At 46.5% G+C, this 19,694-nt stretch carries 14 protein-coding genes; 6 read left to right on the forward strand and 8 right to left on the reverse strand.

Features of this window, described 5'->3' with window-relative positions; genetic code table 11:
• Positions 1-195: 195 nt before the first annotated feature.
• Complete coding sequence (locus L0660_RS16690; protein WP_235160420.1) at positions 196-1,179, reverse strand: phosphotransferase enzyme family protein; 984 nt, start codon at positions 1,177-1,179, stop codon at positions 196-198.
• A 628-nt stretch (positions 1,180-1,807) separates the two neighbouring features.
• On the opposite strand from L0660_RS16690, the gene L0660_RS16695 reads away from it, so the two are divergent.
• The 6 genes from L0660_RS16695 to L0660_RS16720 all read left to right on the forward strand — a co-directional run bounded on the left by L0660_RS16695 (position 1,808) and on the right by L0660_RS16720 (position 9,365).
• Complete coding sequence (locus L0660_RS16695; protein ID WP_235160421.1) at positions 1,808-3,076, forward strand: hypothetical protein; 1,269 nt, start codon at positions 1,808-1,810, stop codon at positions 3,074-3,076.
• A 128-nt stretch (positions 3,077-3,204) separates the two neighbouring features.
• Positions 3,205-4,647, forward strand: a complete 1,443-nt coding sequence (locus tag L0660_RS16700; protein WP_235160422.1) for a hypothetical protein — start codon at positions 3,205-3,207, stop codon at positions 4,645-4,647.
• Between the two features lie 133 nt (positions 4,648-4,780).
• Positions 4,781-6,502, forward strand: a complete 1,722-nt coding sequence (locus L0660_RS16705; protein ID WP_235160423.1) for a sialate O-acetylesterase — start codon at positions 4,781-4,783, stop codon at positions 6,500-6,502.
• Positions 6,503-6,631: 129 nt separating this feature from the next.
• The gene (locus tag L0660_RS16710; protein WP_235160424.1) at positions 6,632-8,212 is read left to right on the forward strand and encodes a glycoside hydrolase family 43 protein; all 1,581 of its coding nucleotides are present in this window, start codon (positions 6,632-6,634) and stop codon (positions 8,210-8,212) included.
• A 79-nt stretch (positions 8,213-8,291) separates the two neighbouring features.
• Positions 8,292-8,750, forward strand: a complete 459-nt coding sequence (locus L0660_RS16715; RefSeq protein ID WP_235160425.1) for a hypothetical protein — start codon at positions 8,292-8,294, stop codon at positions 8,748-8,750.
• Positions 8,751-8,753: 3 nt separating this feature from the next.
• The gene (locus L0660_RS16720) at positions 8,754-9,365 is read left to right on the forward strand and encodes a TetR/AcrR family transcriptional regulator (protein ID WP_235160426.1); all 612 of its coding nucleotides are present in this window, start codon (positions 8,754-8,756) and stop codon (positions 9,363-9,365) included.
• Here the strand turns inward: L0660_RS16720 and L0660_RS16725 are convergent, their stop codons facing one another.
• The 7 genes from L0660_RS16725 to L0660_RS16755 form a co-directional block, all read right to left on the reverse strand.
• Positions 9,366-10,406, reverse strand: a complete 1,041-nt coding sequence (locus tag L0660_RS16725) for an SDR family oxidoreductase (protein ID WP_235160427.1) — start codon at positions 10,404-10,406, stop codon at positions 9,366-9,368.
• A gap of 48 nt (positions 10,407-10,454) precedes the next feature.
• Positions 10,455-11,627: an alpha/beta hydrolase gene (locus L0660_RS16730; protein WP_235160428.1), complete on the reverse strand. Its 1,173-nt coding sequence runs from the start codon at positions 11,625-11,627 to the stop codon at positions 10,455-10,457.
• A gap of 68 nt (positions 11,628-11,695) precedes the next feature.
• Positions 11,696-12,112: a pyridoxamine 5'-phosphate oxidase family protein gene (locus L0660_RS16735; protein WP_233797396.1), complete on the reverse strand. Its 417-nt coding sequence runs from the start codon at positions 12,110-12,112 to the stop codon at positions 11,696-11,698.
• Positions 12,113-12,177: 65 nt separating this feature from the next.
• Complete coding sequence (locus L0660_RS16740) at positions 12,178-14,394, reverse strand: TonB-dependent receptor domain-containing protein (RefSeq protein ID WP_235160429.1); 2,217 nt, start codon at positions 14,392-14,394, stop codon at positions 12,178-12,180.
• Between the two features lie 23 nt (positions 14,395-14,417).
• On the reverse strand, positions 14,418-15,560 hold the full coding sequence (locus L0660_RS16745) for a DUF3179 domain-containing (seleno)protein (RefSeq protein WP_235160430.1): 1,143 nt from the start codon (positions 15,558-15,560) through the stop codon (positions 14,418-14,420).
• A 115-nt stretch (positions 15,561-15,675) separates the two neighbouring features.
• Entirely contained in the window at positions 15,676-16,893 is a 1,218-nt protein-coding gene (locus tag L0660_RS16750) for an MFS transporter (protein ID WP_235160431.1), read from the reverse strand.
• A gap of 17 nt (positions 16,894-16,910) precedes the next feature.
• A complete protein-coding gene (locus tag L0660_RS16755) occupies positions 16,911-19,682 on the reverse strand; it encodes a TonB-dependent receptor (RefSeq protein WP_235160432.1) in 2,772 nt (923 codons plus the stop codon).
• Between the last annotated feature and the right edge of the window lie 12 nt (positions 19,683-19,694).

Genomic DNA, 19,694 nt, shown 5'->3' on the forward strand with positions numbered 1-19,694 from the left:
TCGATTCCAGGTGGCCCGCTTTGAAAATCAAGGACTTAGCATTCGTTAGGTGCTTTTTTTATGGCTCATAATCAGTAGGTGCCTGCCGGGCCGCCGGGCGGTTCGATTCCAGGTGGGCCCACTTTGAAAATCAAGGACTTAGCTAAAAAGCCAAGTCCTTTTTCTTTTGGTTGCGCTGAATAGACAATGTTGTTTTTAAAACCAAAATTTCGTCTCTAGGTGTTTCAAAAATGCGACATAAACTTTCAATTGCGCAGGCTGTATAAAGCTGTAAAATTGATCGTGGGTTGTATGAAAGCCCATATAAAACAACCAAAATCCAAGCGAGAGATATGGGACTGCCGCCAGCTCTTGCTCATTAATTGCCCGATGTGATTGGTATCCGGAAAGGAAAATAGTATAGTTGTTATCAAAAGCCTGCTGCGTCATACGGCCTGCATAAACTTCGATAGCCATGTGTTGCCAGAATGATGCGATGTCATACATCAACCAGCCGCGCCCCATAAAGTCAAAATCAAAAAATGTTATTGAATCTCCTACAAAGTGCATGTTTTTGGGAAGGAAGTCGAAATGACAATATCCGGTTGTAAATTTTGAGGTGTCAATGGAAGCTAAATGGCTGGCAATGCGACGCGCTGCATTTTGTAGCCAGGTGTAACTTTCCTGGTCATTCTCAAATGCTGCTTTTAGCTTGGCCAACGGATCAAAAAGCGTCGTATTGTTATCAAAAGTCCATCTGTCTCCTGTTAATGTCAACGCCGCCGAAACCTTATGAAAACGCGCCATTTGCTGACCAAAAATGTACAGCTGCCGTTCATTTAATGTTCTTTCTGCCTGACCAGGCGCATAACTGAAAAGTACTGCGCATCTTTGCCCTTCAATGGCGTTAATGGTCTGAATAGCTTCGCCATGACGGTCAATGATAGGATACGAAACGGGCACAGCTGCCTGCTTTAGAGTAAATAGCAGCCCTACTTCCGCTTGAACATTCGAGAAACTCCGATGAGACGAACGATAAAGACGAAGGATGAAGCGACCTTGGTGTGAATTGATCAGATACGTATCGCCTACACCCCGGACTAAAAGCGAGCAATCAACATTTTCTAATCTATAAGACTCTGCCACAAATTCCGCTAATGCAGACGGACATAGTGTCGAATAACTGGCAGGAAAGATCATTTTCTGGAATACTTGTTGGTCTGTCCGCATGTATTGTCGGCATTGGATACGGGATTAATTATCGATCAGACTAAATCAACGGTAAAATCATCTCAAAATAAGCTCTTTTTGAGTTTAGTCTTACATTATCTTTAAATACAGGGAAGCCGGCAGGGCTTGCTTAATCTCCTTCTTAGCCGACTTCCGGCATTCGACACTTACTCAATTTTCCTCTATATATGCAATTAATTTTCCGTTAAATAACCAGCACGGACCGCAGGAACATTATCCTATATTTTCGTCGCTTCGTTATAATGATATGCACTATCATTGAGCACAATTAACAGATAGTACTACAATCGTTAGATAATACTACAAGCATCCGACTCAACTTCATTTTCTGGAATCTGCCATTCAAAGCAGCAGGCATAATCACTTGTTATAACCCCAATTGTCTAATCTGAGGTTTTTCAGTGATCAGTTTCTGTTACATGTCCCATTTAAAAACAAATTAAGAATGAAGAAGTTGTTCTTATTAATCGCCCTCGCCGCATGTAATCAGCACTCACCCCGCTGGCCTGATCCGAAGCCAAAAGTACCAGTTTACATTCCCACGGCAGAAGATTCCGCCAAAACTCGAGGGCCGTTTATGCGCATTCACCCTATGGGCCGGTTCCCCGAGATGATTTATGACAATATCGAACGCGCATCAACACTCAAAATTGAAGAATGGCTATCATCGGAACTTCCGATTGCTGATTTCGGGCGCGCCCTCAAACCAGGACAGGAGATGGAGATGATTGCGTTCGGAGGCGGTCTGACTGCGGGAGTCATGAATGGCGGTATTACCAGGGAAAGCCAGCAAACCAATTACACGAACCTGCTGGCGCACCAAATGGGAATCAAAAATTTTGCGATGCCACTGTTTGAAAAAGAAAATTATAATGGAACAGGTTATTACGTATACCGTAATACGGAAAGCGAATATCCGCAATGGGACCGGGTTGTGAATAATACCATTTCGGTTGTTCCGGGCAGCCCGCCCACTATGCCCCGTTATCCGGGTAAGATTTCGAATTACGGATTATTTGAAGGCGGCACGGAGTGGTTTGTTCCAGGCTGGGGCTGTGAGAACTGCGACTTTACTAAATTTCTGGTAACCAGATTTGATGGGCACATCCCGGGCGAAATACCTTATAATTTCGTAATCGTTGATGAGTTCTTTGACAGTTGGATGTATGGAATCCAAAATACACCCCGGATCAATCTTTTCAGTTATTCATTCAATGGCTCCATTATGAATACAGGCAGGATTGTGGATTATGCCATCAATTATAATCTGCATGGTAAAAAGGGTGTGATTTTTACCATCCCGCGATACCAGCACCTACCGTACATGAATTGGTATCCGATGGACAAATTTAAAAATGTGTCTATCAGTTTCGATAAAAACCATGTTGGAGATGGTGCGATAAATCCTTTGAAACCATTTTCGCTGATTCCGACTGCCAAGCTGGATGGCATTTGTAAAAGATCTCAAAATGGCTTTTTAGTCGCTAATTTTCCTGATGTCGAGGTAATTGATGCAGGAGAAACCTACCAATCCGATCCACGACTATACTATAATCAAAAGATCAGAGACTATGCAGCAGAAAAAGATCTAGCGGTGGTCGATCTTTTTGATCTCTACCAACGCATTTATCAAGGCGGCTATAAAACGGATGACGGAATCGCAATAGATGGCACTGCTCATGGCAATTTCTTTTCTTCGGACGGAATCTATCCTTCAGCACTTGGACAGGCCATCATTGCAAATGAGGTAATCAAGGCGATCAATAATTATTACGGGGCAAAAATCCCTTTGATAGACCTTAAAGGGTTTGCTAAGTCCGTGGGGCCAGACAAGAATTTTCAATGATACACAAGCAGACTTATGTCTTCTGACCACGAATTCTCACAAAGTGTATCCTCGTATGCATTAGTTCACTTACCAACGATACCTGACTAAAATTTTCATGTTCTCATATTTCATCTAAACAAAAATCCATGAAGAAGTTGCTATTTCTCGTTGCCCTTGTTGCATGTAGTCAGCACTCACCTCGCTGGCCTGATCCGAAGCCAAAAGTACCAGTTTACATTCCCACGGCAGAAGATTCCGCCAGAACGCGCGGGCCATTCATGCGCATTCACCCCATGGGACAGTATCCCGAAATGATTCACGATAACCTCGAACGACAACCAACGCTTAAAATCGAAGAATGGCTCTCTGCAACCGTGTCGCTAGCTGATTTCGGCCGGATCCTAAAACCGGGACAAGAAATGGAAATGGTCGCATTTGGCGGTGGGTTAACTGCCGGAGTCATGAATGGCGGCATTACGCGCGAGAGCCAGCAAACCAATTACACAAATTTGCTCGCTCATCAAATGGGTATCAAAAATTTTGCTATGCCCCTGTTTGAAAAAGAGCATTATAATGGAACGGGCTATTACGTATACCGTAATACGGAAAGCGAATATCCGCAATGGGACCGGGTTGTGAATAATACTATTCCTGTCTCAGCTGGCGGCCTACCGACAATGCCGGAATATAAGGGGAAGATTTCCAACTTTGCATTGCCAGACGGTAGCGCAGAAAGGTTTATGATGGGCAATGATTGCGTAAACTGTGACTTAAATAAACTTTTTCTTTCGCGATTCAATCATTATAGGCGCCCATATCTGTCAGAAGCATTTGACGAAATCAAATCTGAAATACCCTATAATTTCGTGATCATTGAGGAATTTTTTGATCGATGGATGTACGGAATACAAACTGTAAGCCGGGTCGGCCTATGGGAATACTGCTTCAATGGATCGATTATGAATACTGGAAGGATTACTGACTCAGCAATTAACAACGTATTAAACAAGGGTCAGAAAGGTGTTATTTTCACTATTCCTCGTTTTCAGGATCTCGCTTATATGAAATGGTATTCGACCGAGGACCTGAAAAAGAGAACATCAAACATTTATATCACCTTTAATAAAAATAATGTGGGTGACGGGTTGGTAGATAGCGCAAAGCCGTTTTCCCTAATTCCAACAGCAAAACTTCATACTCTTTTTGAAAATTTTAAAGATGATGAGACTTTTAGGGTGAATCTTGAAGACAAAGAAGTTCTCGATTTCGATGAGTTATATATGGCTGACCCAGAACTGTACTACAATCAAAAAATCAGAGAGTATGCAGCAAAAAAAGACTTGGCTGTTGTCGATCTTTTTGACCTTTATCAACGAATTCATCAGGGCGGCTATAAGACTGAAGACGGTGTATTAGTCGACGGTTCACCTTCCGGAAATTTTTTCTCCTCTGACGGAATTTACCCGAGCCCACTTGGGCAAGCGATCATTGCAAATGAGGTCATCAAAGCTGTTAATCAACATTACGGTGCTAAAATTCCACTTATCAACATGTCGAATTTTGCAATGTCGGTCGACGTTAAAAGATAAAATTTATTGGTATCATCTATCATAATTCCTGACCATGAACATTTTTTCGAAATGCATATTTCTATGCACTTACTTAATATCCCAAATTTGCTGCGCGCAAACCGTATCGCTGTCATATCCGATCAACAATTCTGTGCTTCAGCGCAACATACAAAACAAGGCAACGGCAACAGTTTCAGGTCAACTTATTTCCAATAACCTTGCAGTTTCGCTGAGTTATAGGATTCGAACGGTAAGTGCAACAGGAATTCTTGGGGCGGCCGGGCCCTCTACCAACCTAAGTTTGGCAACAAACGGCATGTTTTACACTACACTCGTCGTCGATAAGGGTTGGTATTTAACTGAAATTCTTTTGAATGGTGTCGTGTATGCTTCGGCCAAATTTGGGATTGGCGATGTATTTATCATTGCTGGCCAGTCCAATGCGCAAGGAACAGGAAACGACAAAGATGCACTTCCATCAAATACAAATATTCCGGAGTGGGTGGTTGGCACCTTCGAGGATAAAACTTGCACAAAAAACTTTCCTGCATCTTTTACAAGCATGTTTTCATTGAATACCAGCGATCAAGCCAAACAATATGGACGATTAGGTCCATCGGGAAATAGCGTTTGGGCTTATGCTACGCTAGGCAAGCTTATCTCTGATGTAAATGGCGGAATGCCCGTTGCATTCTTCAATGCGGCCTCGGGAGGAACTACCATCACACAGTGGAAACAGGGCAGTGCGGGTGTTGAAGCCAAGCACCCCTACACGGGAGTACAGATATGTGTGGGACATAAGCAAGGTTCAATGATTCCTTCCGATTATTACGGCCAGCCTTACACAACGTTAAAAAATGCCCTGAATTATTATGGGTCTTTGTTTGGCGTACGGGCAGTGCTCTGGCACCAGGGAGAAGCTGACGCGGATTTGTCGATCAATGCCAGTTACAAAGCAACCAGTTCCGCAGATTATCAAACCAAACTGCAAGCCGTTATTGCCAAATCCCGCGCTGATTTCGGAGCACCAAATCTTACGTGGTATGTATCGAAAGCATCCATCAGCAAATTTGGACCTCTCAATTCTATGATTAGAACCGGGCAGGGCAACGTCGCAACAGGATTACCCAATCTAAACGGCTCCGAAACAGATTATGTAAGCGGAAGTTCCGGCACTACTACCGCAAGTGATGGCGGTGATGAATACCGAAGCGACAGCACCCACTTTTACGAAGGCGCTGGATCAATCAAAGGCCTTACCTGGCTTGCTAATAAATGGTTTTCGACCATTGGCGCGTTAGTTAATCCGGTTGCGCCGGGCTGGGTGCCGCAACTGACCTACTCAAAAAATGCTGACTGGCGGACACTTACTGCACAAGGAGGGGCGGTTCAGTATATGTGGAGTAAGGTGGGTATCAATGGCCCGGCCGCGCCCGGTGGCAATGCGAGTGTGTATACGACGGATGAGAAATATTTGGGGATCCGCTGTTACATGAAGGATGCGAACGGCAACTGGCATGCATCGTCTGCGATCAATGTGGGAAAGTATGATAATCAGCGCGTAGCGGCTTACGTTGAAGAGGAGACACCAGAAAGTGAAGAACCCGGATTCGATCTGAATACATACCCAAATCCATTTACTGCACATTTTACGATTGCATTTGAAGTTCCTGAGAACAATAGCCAGGTCAGGTTAGAGATTGTAAACATGCAAGGCGAAATAGTAAAAACAGTCGTAGACAATCCCCACGCAAAAGGAAAATGGCAGTATGAAGTGCAAAATTTGCCTGACCAATCGACTGAAATTTTGTTTTGCAGACTAAAAATCAATGAGCATTCTACAATCAAAAAGTTGTTACAACTCACGAAATGATTGAAAAGAAGAAACATTAAACCTCATTTAAGCCCAAGGCACATAGATTTCACGCAGACAGAATATCGATTTGGTTTCCTAAGTTGAAATAAAATCATTTCCTTAGCCGGAACAACCGATAACTGCAAAATGAAGCCTATATCCTTTCTTTTCTTTCTGATCCTGATTTCAATACCACATGCATTCGCACAAAAACCCAAGCCTAAACCAGCCCCTGGCCTGGTTGTCACTTATAGAAACCCGGTCATTGCGGGCGACTTTGCGGATCCTTCGGTGATCCGGGTGGGCGACATGTATTATGCTGTAGGGACTTCTTCGGAATGGGGACCGGCTTATCCTATATACAGCTCAAAAAATCTGGTCGACTGGGAATATGTCGGGCCGGTATTTAACGACTTGCCGGAATGGACGATGGGCAGTTACTGGGCACCGGAATTGTTTTTTCGGGATGGGACTTTTTATTGCTATTACACTGCCCGACGAAAATCCGATAAGCAATCTTTCATCGGCGTAGCAAGCACGAAGGATCTGAAACAAGGCTTCAAGGACCATGGCGTTATCATTGAATGGACAAAAGAGGCGATTGACGCTTTTATAGTGGAAGATAATGGCAAGCTTTTCATCACATGGAAGGCATATGGACTGGATAAGGACCGCGGGATCGAAATCCTGGGTGCGGAACTGGCTCCCGACGGATTAAAAGTGGCGGGCAAAGAATTTACCCTTATCAAAGCTGACCAAACTGGCTGGGAAGCCGGCGGCGCGGAAGGGCAATCGATTTTCAAACGGGGTAAATACTGGTATATGCTTTATTCAGGCAATGCTTGTTGCGGAGCCAATTGCGATTATCAGGTGGGCTTTGCAAGGGCGGAAAATTTGCAAGGACCCTGGACAAAATATGCCGGTAATCCTGCTCTTTTTGGCGATGAAACCTGGAAATGCCCGGGCCATGGAACCGTTGTGGTGACGCCCGACAACCGCTATTTTTATTTACATCACGCCTACAACGGCGTTGACTTTACATTTGCAGGCAGACAAGGCGTTTTGAGCGAGCTGGTGTGGGACGAAACCACCAAATGGCCGGCTTTCCGATATGGAAAAACTACTCCCGCGCAGGCAGAAGCGCCCATCGCAATAGGTGCGCTGATCAACCACAACTTTTCTATCAATTACAATAAGGATACCCTCAAAGCACCCTGGGTTTATGATGTAAGCTTTTCAAAACCGAATTACGCAGTCCAAAACGGTGCATTGCAAATCGAAAATGAGAACCGGACCAATACGGGGAATTTTCTGGGATTAACGATCAAAAATGGCAGCTATACATTCACAGCTGAGGTAACAGCCAAGAAAGACCTGACGCAGAACATTATGGTATACGGTGATGCCAAAAATGCGATCGGGTATGGCGTGCGGGATAACCACATTACATTGTGGCAGGTGAAGGATGGCGTGCAGGAAGTGATCAAAACGCAGGAGATTCCTGATAAATACAAAGACATTAAACTCAGCTTGCAGAGTCGTTATGGCCGTTTCTATGAATTTCGCTGGGATGTAAAAGGACAAAAGATCGACTCGCTGACGAGTGCGACGGAGATCGAAACACCCTGGCTGCCACGCTGGGACCGGGCGCCAAGGGTGGGCGTAAATGTTGCAGGCAGCGGCTCCGGCAAAAGTGAGATCAGGGCCATACAGATGAAGTATGATTGATATATTTTGTCAGTGAAAAATAACCGCTACATTTGCAAAACATACTGGTTAGTATGTTTTGCAAAATTGCTTTGCGGTCATGTATGCTATCCTTCTTTTCCTGCACGGAATTTTCCGGTGGCTTGTAGTCACGAGTCTTGTTTACACGATTGTTATGGCCGTTAAAGGCTATTTCGAAAACACACCATTCACTAAAAAAACTGACCTGATAAGGCATTCAACTGCCACGATAGCGCATTTGCAACTCACGATCGGTTTTACGCTTTACACGCAAAGCCCTTTGGTAAAATACTTTTTCACTAATCCCAAGACATTCGATCTTTCTGAGATCACGTTTTTCAGCATCATTCATGGAACGGCCATGCTCATTGCCATCATTATTATTACAATCGGATCGGCGTTAGCAAAGCGAAAAGTGAATGACCGCGATAAATTCAAAACGATCCTCATTTATTACAGCATTGCTTTGCTGATCATTTTCCTGGCTATTCCTTGGCCGTTCTCACCACTTTCCCAGCGGCCGTACATCCGGTTTTAAGACATGAATAAATCTGCCGGAACACGTCTGGACATTTTGCAAAAGGCTTTTGAACTGATCTATAAGAATGGTTTTCAGCCAACGAGCATTGATACGATCATTGCCTCCACGAATGTGACGAAAGGTGCATTCTTTTATCATTTCAAAAACAAAGAAGAAATGGGTCTGGCATTGATCGCAGAAGTTTTATCGCCTGGCATGCACGAGGCTATGATCGAGCCGTTACATCATGCCAATGATCCGCTTGAATCACTTTATAAAATGATGCAAGGGTTGCTGATGGAAAACGCATTCTTCCGCATTGAATATGGTTGCCCGGCGGTGAATCTGATCGAGGAAATGGGGCCGCTTAATGAGCAGTTTGGAAATGCATTGAGGCAGCTGCTGGTAACCTGGCAAAGCGCCATTCAGCATGTGATTGAACAAGGGAAAAAATCAGGAGAAATTAAGGAAAGCGCTGATCCTGTGCACATTGCGATTTTTATCACCGCAGGTTACGCCGGAATAAGAAATATGGGGAAAATAATGGGAAAGGACTGCTATACCGGCTTTTTAGCACAATTCAGCGCTTTTCTGGATTCGTTGCGTCCGCACAGTCCCTTACCCGAACATTAATTACGTTTCATTATTTTGCAGTGCGGCCCGGTCGCTGATTGACGCTACTTTTCCTTTTGATTTATCTGATTCACTCTCATAACCTTTACGGATCACAGCGCCTTCCGGGCCGGACTTGGGCAAAAATCTGTTTGCGATGGAAGCAGCCAGCGATACGAGGCTAGGGCTTGCACCCTGCAATGCAACGGCCATTTTTGCCGTATTCGTCAGGACGATTTCCGTTTCCTGGTAAGCGATAGCATTGACAATGTCTGCCGCCGCCTGGGCTGCATCCTGGGAAAGCAGCGGTGAAGAGCCCGCAATCTTGAACCACGCATATTCTGCCTCGTGGTCGCCTTTTAGGGAAACATTTCTTGGACTTCCGGTCCGCATCAGGTTTGGGATCACGGTTGTGACGTGAATGTTGTCTTTTTTCAGCTCTGCATGAAGCCCTTCCGATAAAGCAACCATTGCGAATTTACTAACGCTGTAAGGCAGCAAATGCGGAACCGCAACCTTTCCCCCTATCGAGCAGATATTGGCAATCCGGCCTTCTTTCTGCTCGTGAAAATGAGGCAATGCGGCTTTGATCATGTACAAGGCAGCCCAGAAATTAGTGTCCATAGCCGTTTTATAATCTTCCACATCCATCACATTTTCCGGACCCACCAACATTACGCCCGCATTATTGATCAACAAATCAATCCGACCGAACTGAGAAATAGTGGCTTCGATGACGCGGGAAGCGTCACGCTGGTCACTGACATCCGCTTTCAAACCAAGCACAATGGAGCCCATTTGCCGGAGTTCCTGCTCAGCCACTTCAATCTGCTCTCCATTTCTTGAACATATCACCAGGTTCGCCCCTTTTGCAGCCAGCTCTCTCGCCAGCAACAGGCCCAGCCCACGCGCTCCACCTGTGATTACCACCACTTTATCCTGAAAATCAAACTTGATCATCTCTTTATAGAAATGTCTGGCCGCGGCATATAAGCCCAGTCCTGCGGCTGCCCACAAGGCCGTTTTCCCTGAAAAGAGTCCTTGATTGCTGTTATTTTCCATAATCAGTAGGTTCTAATGTGATTAGGAAAGGCTAAAAATCTTATGCCTTTAAGGGCGGGATTTCATAAGCCGGATGAAATTACCCCAGTCGTAAGCGGTCATATCGTGCTCGCCTTCGCGGTTGTGATAAGCCAGCGGTGGCTGTGAAAGAGGCACATTAATAGCGGGAGGGTTTACCGGCAACTTAGACCTGCGGCCATAAAGCGCATATGTTTTTTCCGCATTTTTCAGCGCGAGGAATGTGCCCGTCGGATCGGCCCAAAGGTCCTTGAAGGCGTTTGTGGCATATAAAGGCCTTGGAGCAATCAGTGCAATGAGCATATGCTGGTCTACGGGCAGCTCGTTTTCGTTGTCGTTAAACTTTTTATAATTATTATTAAACCAATGCGGAAAAGTGGTATTAATGCGGGCAATTCTCTCACCAAACTGCCGCCGGGCCAATGCCGCGCCCGTGTTTCCCGAACAATTTGTGACACAAACTGCAAACCGCCGGTCCTGCGCCGCTGCCCATAAGGAGGCTTTTCCACCCCGCGAATGCCCGACAACGGCTACATTTTTTGCATCAATATCTTTGTCATTTTCAAAATAATCCATCACCCGCGAAGCGCCCCAGGCCCATGCGCCAATGGCCCGCATGCCATTATCCGCTTCCAGTTGTTCCGGATATAGCTGCAACACGCCGTTCATAAATGTATCCTTATTGTCCGGTGCAAGGTCGCTCACATGGAAAGCGGCGATCGCATAACCGCTGTCAATCACCATTTCAGCGGGCCAGAACCCGCTTTTCACCTTCCTGGTCGGATCCGTGTTGTCTTTTCCGCGGTTGTTGATCAAAACAAAAACCGGCGACGGCTTTGCAGCATTACCCGGGATAAACATGACCAAATGGATCTGAACCGATTTCTTGTTCCTGAAAACCTGTACAATCACTTCTTTCAACCGGGCTTTACCGTTCATAGCAGCCTTATCCTCATTTTTCAATGTGTAACGAATGCTGTCATAGTCTTTCGGCATCTTCCCGTAAATGTTGTTTTCAAAAAGCCTGAGGATCTCAGGCCGCCGCACTTCTTCCCACATTTTCTTGCTTGTTACTTCTTTCCCAGCCGCCGTTTTCAACACTTCGGGAAGCGTGTAAGCCGGGACTTTGGCCTCGTCGTAATTCTGCGCCACGGAATTCGTGAGGCATGTAAGCAAGAGCAATGCAGTCAAAAGTTTTTTCATATCATATCAAAAAAGAGGATCACGCCGGTTATCAGCGTGATCCACAAATTAAAGCATTTATATAAAAATTATAACTTTACTTCTCCCTCTTCCTCACCCTGCCAGTATTTTATTCTTTTGGCTTTCACGGTAATCATTGCAATGCCGGGTGTATCCAGCCCCTCTTCAAACCACTGGTTCAACTCCTCTACCCAATGTTCTTCCATATCCTCACGCTCGCGGCTCACCTCCGCTTTTCCTGCAACCGAGATCCAAATGTCTTTTTGCCCCTGGAACGTTAGGTTCACTTTGCTGTCCAGCTCAATGTCACTGACCATCCGCGAGCCTTCCCATGTAAAAAAATAGGAATTACCGTCGTATTCCACTTCCCCGTTGTTGCTCATCGGCCTCGAAGCCAGCATACCATCGGTTGTGGTGGTGGTAAGCATACAAAGATCAATATCTTTCATTACTTCACTTACGTCTTTCAGCGTTTTATCTGCCATGATAGTTTGTCGTTTTTGTAATAGCAGATATTAAAATAATGCCAGGCAAAATTTTGCAAAAGAACCTAAATCTTCACCCCAAACGAAAGTCCAAAGCTGCGGCCATCGGAACTCCATATCCCTGCGCCGGGATACATGGTGGGCCTTTTGGTGAAATATTGCTTGTTGGTAACATTGTTTACGCCAGCCCGCAATGTGTAATTGCCGCCCAAATGCCATGTGGCATTGAGGTCGAGGAGCCCGTAGCCAGGGACTTTTCCAACTGTGCCGTTCGCAGAGGGCTCGATCGTGTTCAGCTGATTTGCAAAATTGGCGCTTACGTAGCTATACTGGCAGGTTACCGATAGTTTTTTATACAAAAGCTGCATACCGTTCCGGGAAATCCAGGTGGGCACGCCTTCTACTTTATTTCCGGCGACACTGGTGTTCTCGTTATTTACAACTGCATTGCCTTTGATATACTTTGCATCAAAATAAGAGGTTGAAGTGAAAATAGAAAGCTCCGTGGGTGTAGATGATGTATTGATGCGAAGCGGCACATATTCGATATATGCTTCCACGCCCCTTGTGCGCGTATCGCCTGTGACGGTGCGCAGAATGTATGCGTTAGCACCCTCGCGCATGGAAACGGTTCCCATCCTGTTGTTGATCAAAACCTGGAACACACCAATGTCATAGCGCAGGTTTTTGGTGCTTCCGTTAATGCCCGCTTCAACATTATGACCATAGGCGTCTTTTAGATTTTTATCCACTTTTTCCAAAATAGATCCAGGGATAATGTCCTTGAAAACCACCGGCCGGTAAGCCTGCGAAATGCCTGCATAAATGCGGTTCTGCGCATCGAGCCTGTATTGCGAACTGATCCCAAACAGTGGAAAACGATGTTTAATTTTGTTAGGAAGGTCTCCCGGATCGTAATAACTGATATTTCCGATCATATCCGTCGCGCCGTTTTCGTAGCGGAAGCCCGGCGAAACGGTCCATTGCTGCGTCAGGTAAATCATGTTTTCCAAAAAGACAGCCACATTATTGGTCTTCATATAAAGGTCCCTGCCAAAAACCGGGTCGGTTAATGTCAAGTCAAAATCACTGCCCGTTGTGCCTTTGCCAAGTTGCCTTCTGCGCAGGTTGTTGTGCATGAGCTGCACACCGCCCGAAAGCACATTTTTGAAACCGGCCACATTGTAATGATGCAGCATCCGCAGCTCGGAAGTGAAGCTTTTGAAATTATCAATGTCCACCTGCCTCGCTTTGTAAGATTTCGTAGCCGCATTGATCGTGTCGGGAACATTGGCAAATGCATCAAACATCACACTATTACGCGCTCCATAAACACCGGAATTGGTCAATTTCATCTGCGTCGCCGGGCTGATCTGCCAGTCAAGGACAATGGAGGGAATGTAAATGTCGGGGTTAAAATAATTTCTCGAACGCGTCGATTGCCGCGGATCGGCAGCGAACATGGCGTCGGTGAGCGGGCCGGGGATTTGGTAAACATAAGAAGAGCGTCCAAGTTCTGCCTTGATGCGCAAAGATTGATTAAATTCATAAGCAAGACTTATAAACTGCGATCCCGCATCTGATTTGGCATTTTTTCTATATCCATTGGAATGTCGTTTCTGGTAATAAGCCGAGTAAACCAACTTACCGACCTTACCGCCAATGGCATTATAGGAGCTGAAAAGCCCGAACGAACCTACCGAATTAATGCTTTCGAAAGAAAATGCTCGGGTCGTATCCGGTCCTTTGGTCACATAATTGATCATCCCACCGAACTGCGCACCGTATTGTAGCGACCCGGTGCCCCTTACCAGCTCAATGCGCTCAATGGATTCCATAGCCGGGCTGTAATGGCTGGCAGGATAACCGTACATATCAGAGTTGGTAATGACGCCGTTTTGGCGAATGTTGTATTCCCAGGAACGGTGCGGATCGAGGCCGCGTGTGGATATATTGATCTGGTTGCCGCTGCCGTCCATGTCATAGACAAACACACCGGGGATTCTGGCGAAAATCTGCCTGCCCGTTTTCTCAGTAATATTGCCATTCACTCCACCCAACTGGATCACTTCACTCTTTTTCCCCGCATGGATGTAAGTGTTCTGCACATCAGGCAGGCGCTCGGTATGGATGATATTTTTTCGTTCTTCAATGGTAACCTCTTTCAGGTCCAGGACTTTGTCGGCATCCTGTTTTTCGTTTTGCTTTTCCTGCGCAAATGCGGCTCCTTTAAAAATTCCCGACAGCACAACCAGCGTAATCAGCGTAGATTTAATGTTCATTATTTAAAATATTAATTCAAACTTCAATATTGCTGTGTATCAGGGTGAAAGGTGCGCCAGCTATGCCAGAATTCCTGGTAAGCATTGATCCGTTTCAAGTCCTCACCTTCTCCCGAAACGCGTTTTCCCAACAGGTTGTAAGCATTATTCTGAGCGTACAAAGTGTCATTTCTAATCTCGAATTCCTGTCCCAATTCCTTTTCAAAAGCGAAAAAGCTTTTGTTATCCTCCGCGATCACAACCGCCACCGGCGTAACTCCCACACGGTCATTGATCACCCGGTGTTTTAACAATTTATGCCAGTCGTAAGCTTTGCTGTTCTTGCCCGCCTGCACGCCTACCACCCACGACTTATCCTTCCAGGCCGTTGTATCTGTTTTGGTCAGCGCCGATCTTCCCTTTCCGGATTCGTAACGGCTCATGGAATCGTATTTGGCCTGGTAAGCTGGGTCGGGCTGCATGATCTGGCTGTTGGGATGCAGTTTGAGCCATTGTGAAACGGTTGTTTGGGTCGTAGGAAGTTCGGGCAGCATCTGGCCTTTCAGCGGTCCGGCAATGGCTTCACCGTTTGCCTGCCGCCACCAGCTCCCCGTGCGCTCGTCCTCAAACATAGCATTGAAATGATCCATTCCTACCAGCCTGAACGCATCCGGCTTGCCTTCTACAATGGGCTCAAAAACCCTTCCTGTGCGGCAAACCGTGCAATAGGTGACAATCACAGGTTTTCCGCCCAGCACGTCCCGCACCTGATGATGGTAACCGATGAACTGAATCGGATATGCCTTGGCCTCGCCATTAATTTCCACGCCGATAACCAGGCGGTCGTCCTGCACCTTGTTCTGGGAAGCATTGTGTAAAATCACCTGCGAAGGCTGGTAGAACATGGTGTCGGCGGCCATTTCGTAGTTGGTGCCATAAGTCACCGCGCCCGCCGCCATGAGCAGGATAACGGTGATCCATTTCCTTTTTTCCATTAATGCCGTGGTGCAGCCAGCAATGATCATCAGCCAGAACACGATCCGGAACGCCCAGCGCCAGGTGTGAAGAAAATAGGCGATGTCGATGCTGTTCATCTGCTGGCTTCCGGGCATGGGCATGATGAAGTACACCTTTGCGATCTCATAGAAGATAATGCCGATAATGCCCAGGTAGAGTAATTTTTTCATTGATATAAAATGCTGTTTATCAAAAGATTGAAACAAATAAAAAGAAAAAAAAAGAAACGGATTCGCCATATGGCAAATCCGTTTGCCTAATTATTAACCTATGATAATATTTTTATTACTTGCTTCTGGCAGTAACAAGGAACGCAACCAGGAAAGGGACCGTGAACACAAGCAATGCATTCCCGAAACCACCCAGGACCGCCACCAGCGAGCCGATAAAAAACACCGCCGTGGCCGTAAAAAACCGCCCTACATTAAAGCAAAAGCCCGTTGCCGTTCCCCGGATCGAAACCGGGAACAGCTCAGGAATATAACTTGACAACGCGCCCTGGCTGATCCCGAAACAGAAAGCCAGCACGGCCGTTTCTACATATATTTTGTTTGAAAATGTGCTGTTGGTAAGGAACAAAATACTGCACATGAGCAGGCAGGTGCCGAAAGTGAACATTAATGTGGCCTTTTTACCAAATTTATTGATCAGCATTCCGGAAAAAACACCGCCTGTGATGCCGCCCGCACCCAGTAAAATCATCACCAGCCCCCGCTCCTTCTGGCCATCCTGACCAGCCGTGAGCAATGTCTGAACCCAGGTAGGCAGCCAGGAAAAGATCCCCCAAAGCCCGATGAGCACGGAACCGAAAATCAGCGAGCCCGAAAGCAGATTAGCCCGGTTGTTTTTGTTGAAAAGCCCTTCCGGTTGATCGACATGCGTCCGGGTTGAGCGCCATTTATCTGATTCGGGGAGTAAAAAAAGAACGAGCACGGATACGATAACAGGGATAAAACCTACGCCAAAAGCGCTCCTCCAATCGGAAAAAATGAGATTGAGACTGCCCGTTGTCACAATGCCAACCGGGAAGAAAACGGCCAGGATCCCGAGCATGACTGCTCTGTTTTTATCCTGCCAGATCTCCGAGATATAAACCGTTGTGAGCAGCAAAACCCCGCCTATGCCCATGCCCGCAAAGAACCGCAGGGCCAGCAAACTATACCAGTCCGGAACAATGGTAACGAGGCAAGTGGAAATTCCGTAAAGGCCGATGACCAATGTCAATGATCTGACACGACCGATGCGGTCGCTCACGAAACCAAACAACAGACCGCCGACCATCCAGCCATAAAGGAATATGGCATTCACATAAGCACCGATCTCACCCAGCTCGGCTTGCAAAACGGCCTGCCCTTTCAGCTCGGGAATCGCCACGGGCAGGTAAACCGACATTAATGTGGAAACTGTCCCGCTCAGCATGTAACTCACTCCGCACAAGCCAAATGCAAGCCATTTTGAGCCTGTTTTCTTTTTTTCCAGATTGGTCAATTCCAATGTTTCCATGTTCGTAGCAGCCGTTATTATCTGAAAAGCTGATCAAAATTGAGACTTACATAATACAGTCCGCCTACCGCAGGAGAGCCGTATGCTTGCACAATGTATTGGTTTGTCAGATTCGCCGCGCCCAGCTTCACGATCGTTTTCAGGCTCGGAATGCGATAGCTTATCTGCGCGTCCAGGAGGTTGTAGCTTTTCACTTTTCCAGGCGCGTTTTCTGTGAATGTGCCATACCAGTCGAAGCTGCTCTGCCAGTGCCACGCCACATTGAAGCCGATTTTCTCGGTCAGTTTTGAATTGCCGAAAATGAGGTTGGTTTTCCATTCAGGCGTGTTGAAAGCCGGAATGTTGTTTTGGTCCGCATCGCCAATGTTGAAATCGATCCAGGTTGTGTTTGCACTGATCTTGTAGTTCTTGGGCAGTGAATAAGTCAGTCCGGCACTTACGCCCTGGATGGAAACTTTGTCAGCCGCATTGGTGTAAAGTTGGAAAAGTTGTCTGTCCGCTCCGAGCAATTCGGCAGCAGCCGCAGGGTTCACCTTCCCATCCGGCAAAAGGATATCCGATTTCGCTCTCGCCACCACCGTATTGATCATAAAATCAGTGTACTGACTGTGATAGTAATTGACGTCAAACAAAAGCTTTTTGGCAATAATCCCCTTATAACCAATCTCATAGCTTTTCACTTTTTCGGACTTAATGTAAGGAACATTGGATTTCACCAGTTTGTCTTTGTTGTTGGCAACCGCCTGTGGAAACGGTGTTCCTTTCGCCATATCCGCTCCGAATGCACTTGCAAATGCACCAAAAGAAGCGATGGTCACCGAGTTTTCATAAGCATTGAGCCCGGCAGAGTTCACCGGCGCACCACCCAGAATGATGATCGGGCCTACATTGAGCTTAATGTATTGATCGCCAATGGTAGGATTGCGGAAGCCGGTTTGGTAAGAAACCCGGAAATGGTGGTTTTCATTTGGAGAAATCACCGCCGAAGCGCGCGGTGTAAAACGACCGTCAAAGTTTTCATTCTTGTCGTAACGGCCAGAAACGGTCAGCTTTAAAACATCTTTCCAGAACGACTTGGATGCTTGAGCAAAAACGCCGTATTCCTCATTGGTGAGGTTTTTGTCTTTATCATCAAACAGCGTCCCGCCTGTATTCAGGTAATATTTACGGTAATTGCCGCCTACCTGGAAGTTGATAAATTTCAATGCTGAACTAAAATCATACATGCCTTCCACATGACGCAGGCTGCATTCGCTGAGAATTCCGGCTCCTGCCAGTCCGCGTGTCTGGATCAGACGGTCTTTGGCCGATTCATATTCACTGGATCCCGGCAGAATGCGGCCCTGATCCGCAAAAGCGCGGGCAAGTGAATGATCTTTGCTTCCTACTGAGGCAATGGCGCCATTGTAAGCAGCTGTATATCTTTCAAACCAGGTTGCATCCGCTTTGTCGGGCGAAACTGTATTTCCAGCCAGATCCTTCACCCAGGTCCTGTTGATGTGCTGACCCAGCGCGCGGGTGTTGTAAGAGTTTGTCGAGCGTTCCTGATTGGAGTAAGCGCGCACGTAAAAGTTGCTGCCTCTCAACTCTAACCGATGTTGAATGAATTTGAAATCGTTGATCACGAAGCGGTTACTACCCGTATATTGAGCCGTTCCCTGATTGAAGTTTCCCTGATAAATGGCTTCCAGCTTGTCAGTAATGCGGTAATGCAATGCGCCGAGCAGTTTCAGGCTATAAACGCCGTAAGTCGCAAGATCTTTTTCTTCATAACCTGTTCGCGAAACGCGGCCGATGCTCGGAATGGTTTGTGCGACTTCGTCGCCGTAAATGTTCAGTGCGTTTCTGCCAGGATTATTCGGGCCTCGGTTTTCTGTGGGTGTGTTGGGGTCAATGTCGGTGTAATCATTTGCATACCAGTCGGTTCCTTTCAGGTAGGAAGCAGCAGCTTTGAAGGCAAACTTGTTGTTAAATGCTTTGGCATAACGAACGGCCAGGTCATACATGGGTTTCGCTCCCATGCCCGTTCCGTCGCCAATGTGGTTGACGCCGAATTTTGTCTGTGCGCTCAGTCCCTGATATTCATATGGATTTTTGGTGCGTGTATTGAGCATGCCGTTAAAAGCAATCGGGCCATACAACGCGGATGCCGCGCCTGGAATCAGCTCTGCGCTTTCCACATCGATGTCATGCGGGCCAAAAAGATTTCCCATCGCAAAACCAAGTCCGGAAGGCTGGTTATCAACGCCATCCACCAGTTGCAGGAAACGGCTGTTACCCGTTGAGTTGAATCCACGTGTATTAATCTGCTTGTAAGTAAGGCTGCTGGTAACCATATCCAGCGATTTCATATTGACCAGCCCGTCAAAATAATTGGCGGAAGGTGTTTGCTGCACCGCCCGGGAGTCCATTTTTTCAATGCTCACCGGCGAACGTAAAATGCTCTCTTCCACCCGTGAGGCCGAAACCACAACCTGGTTAAGCTCTTCCGCAGCCGGAACAAGATTCACATTAATAGCCTGCGCAGAAGCAACTTCCACTTCTTGACGCGCATAACCGATCAGCGAAATCACCAGCGTGGCAGGCACACTGGTTTTTAATTCAAACAGGCCGTCACCGTTCGTGATAGCACCTGTATTTTTTCCCTTAACCGACACAGAAACGCCTGAAAGCGGCTTTTGGGTGTCGTTATCCGTAATGTGCCCCGAAAGCTGCGTGGATTGTGCCTTTGCATTTTGCATGAACAAAACGCAGAGGATTGAAAACATCAAAAGTAAAGTTCTTTTCATAGAGGAGTCAGA

The organism is Dyadobacter sp. CY351 (assembly GCF_021502625.1).
Classification (GTDB): domain Bacteria; phylum Bacteroidota; class Bacteroidia; order Cytophagales; family Spirosomataceae; genus Dyadobacter; species Dyadobacter chenhuakuii.

Coding starts and splice junctions, on each gene's coding strand:
- L0660_RS16690 (WP_235160420.1), bottom strand. CDS start 1,179: ATGATCTTTCCTGCCAGTTATTCGACACTATGTCCGTCTGCATTAGCG.
- L0660_RS16740 (WP_235160429.1), bottom strand. CDS start 14,394: ATGAACATTAAATCTACGCTGATTACGCTGGTTGTGCTGTCGGGAATT.
- L0660_RS16725 (WP_235160427.1), bottom strand. CDS start 10,406: ATGGAAAATAACAGCAATCAAGGACTCTTTTCAGGGAAAACGGCCTTG.
- L0660_RS16715 (WP_235160425.1), top strand. CDS start 8,292: ATGTATGCTATCCTTCTTTTCCTGCACGGAATTTTCCGGTGGCTTGTA.
- L0660_RS16700 (WP_235160422.1), top strand. CDS start 3,205: ATGAAGAAGTTGCTATTTCTCGTTGCCCTTGTTGCATGTAGTCAGCAC.
- L0660_RS16735 (WP_233797396.1), bottom strand. CDS start 12,112: ATGGCAGATAAAACGCTGAAAGACGTAAGTGAAGTAATGAAAGATATT.
- L0660_RS16730 (WP_235160428.1), bottom strand. CDS start 11,627: ATGAAAAAACTTTTGACTGCATTGCTCTTGCTTACATGCCTCACGAAT.
- L0660_RS16745 (WP_235160430.1), bottom strand. CDS start 15,560: ATGAAAAAATTACTCTACCTGGGCATTATCGGCATTATCTTCTATGAG.
- L0660_RS16720 (WP_235160426.1), top strand. CDS start 8,754: ATGAATAAATCTGCCGGAACACGTCTGGACATTTTGCAAAAGGCTTTT.
- L0660_RS16755 (WP_235160432.1), bottom strand. CDS start 19,682: ATGAAAAGAACTTTACTTTTGATGTTTTCAATCCTCTGCGTTTTGTTC.
- L0660_RS16750 (WP_235160431.1), bottom strand. CDS start 16,893: ATGGAAACATTGGAATTGACCAATCTGGAAAAAAAGAAAACAGGCTCA.
- L0660_RS16695 (WP_235160421.1), top strand. CDS start 1,808: ATGCGCATTCACCCTATGGGCCGGTTCCCCGAGATGATTTATGACAAT.
- L0660_RS16710 (WP_235160424.1), top strand. CDS start 6,632: ATGAAGCCTATATCCTTTCTTTTCTTTCTGATCCTGATTTCAATACCA.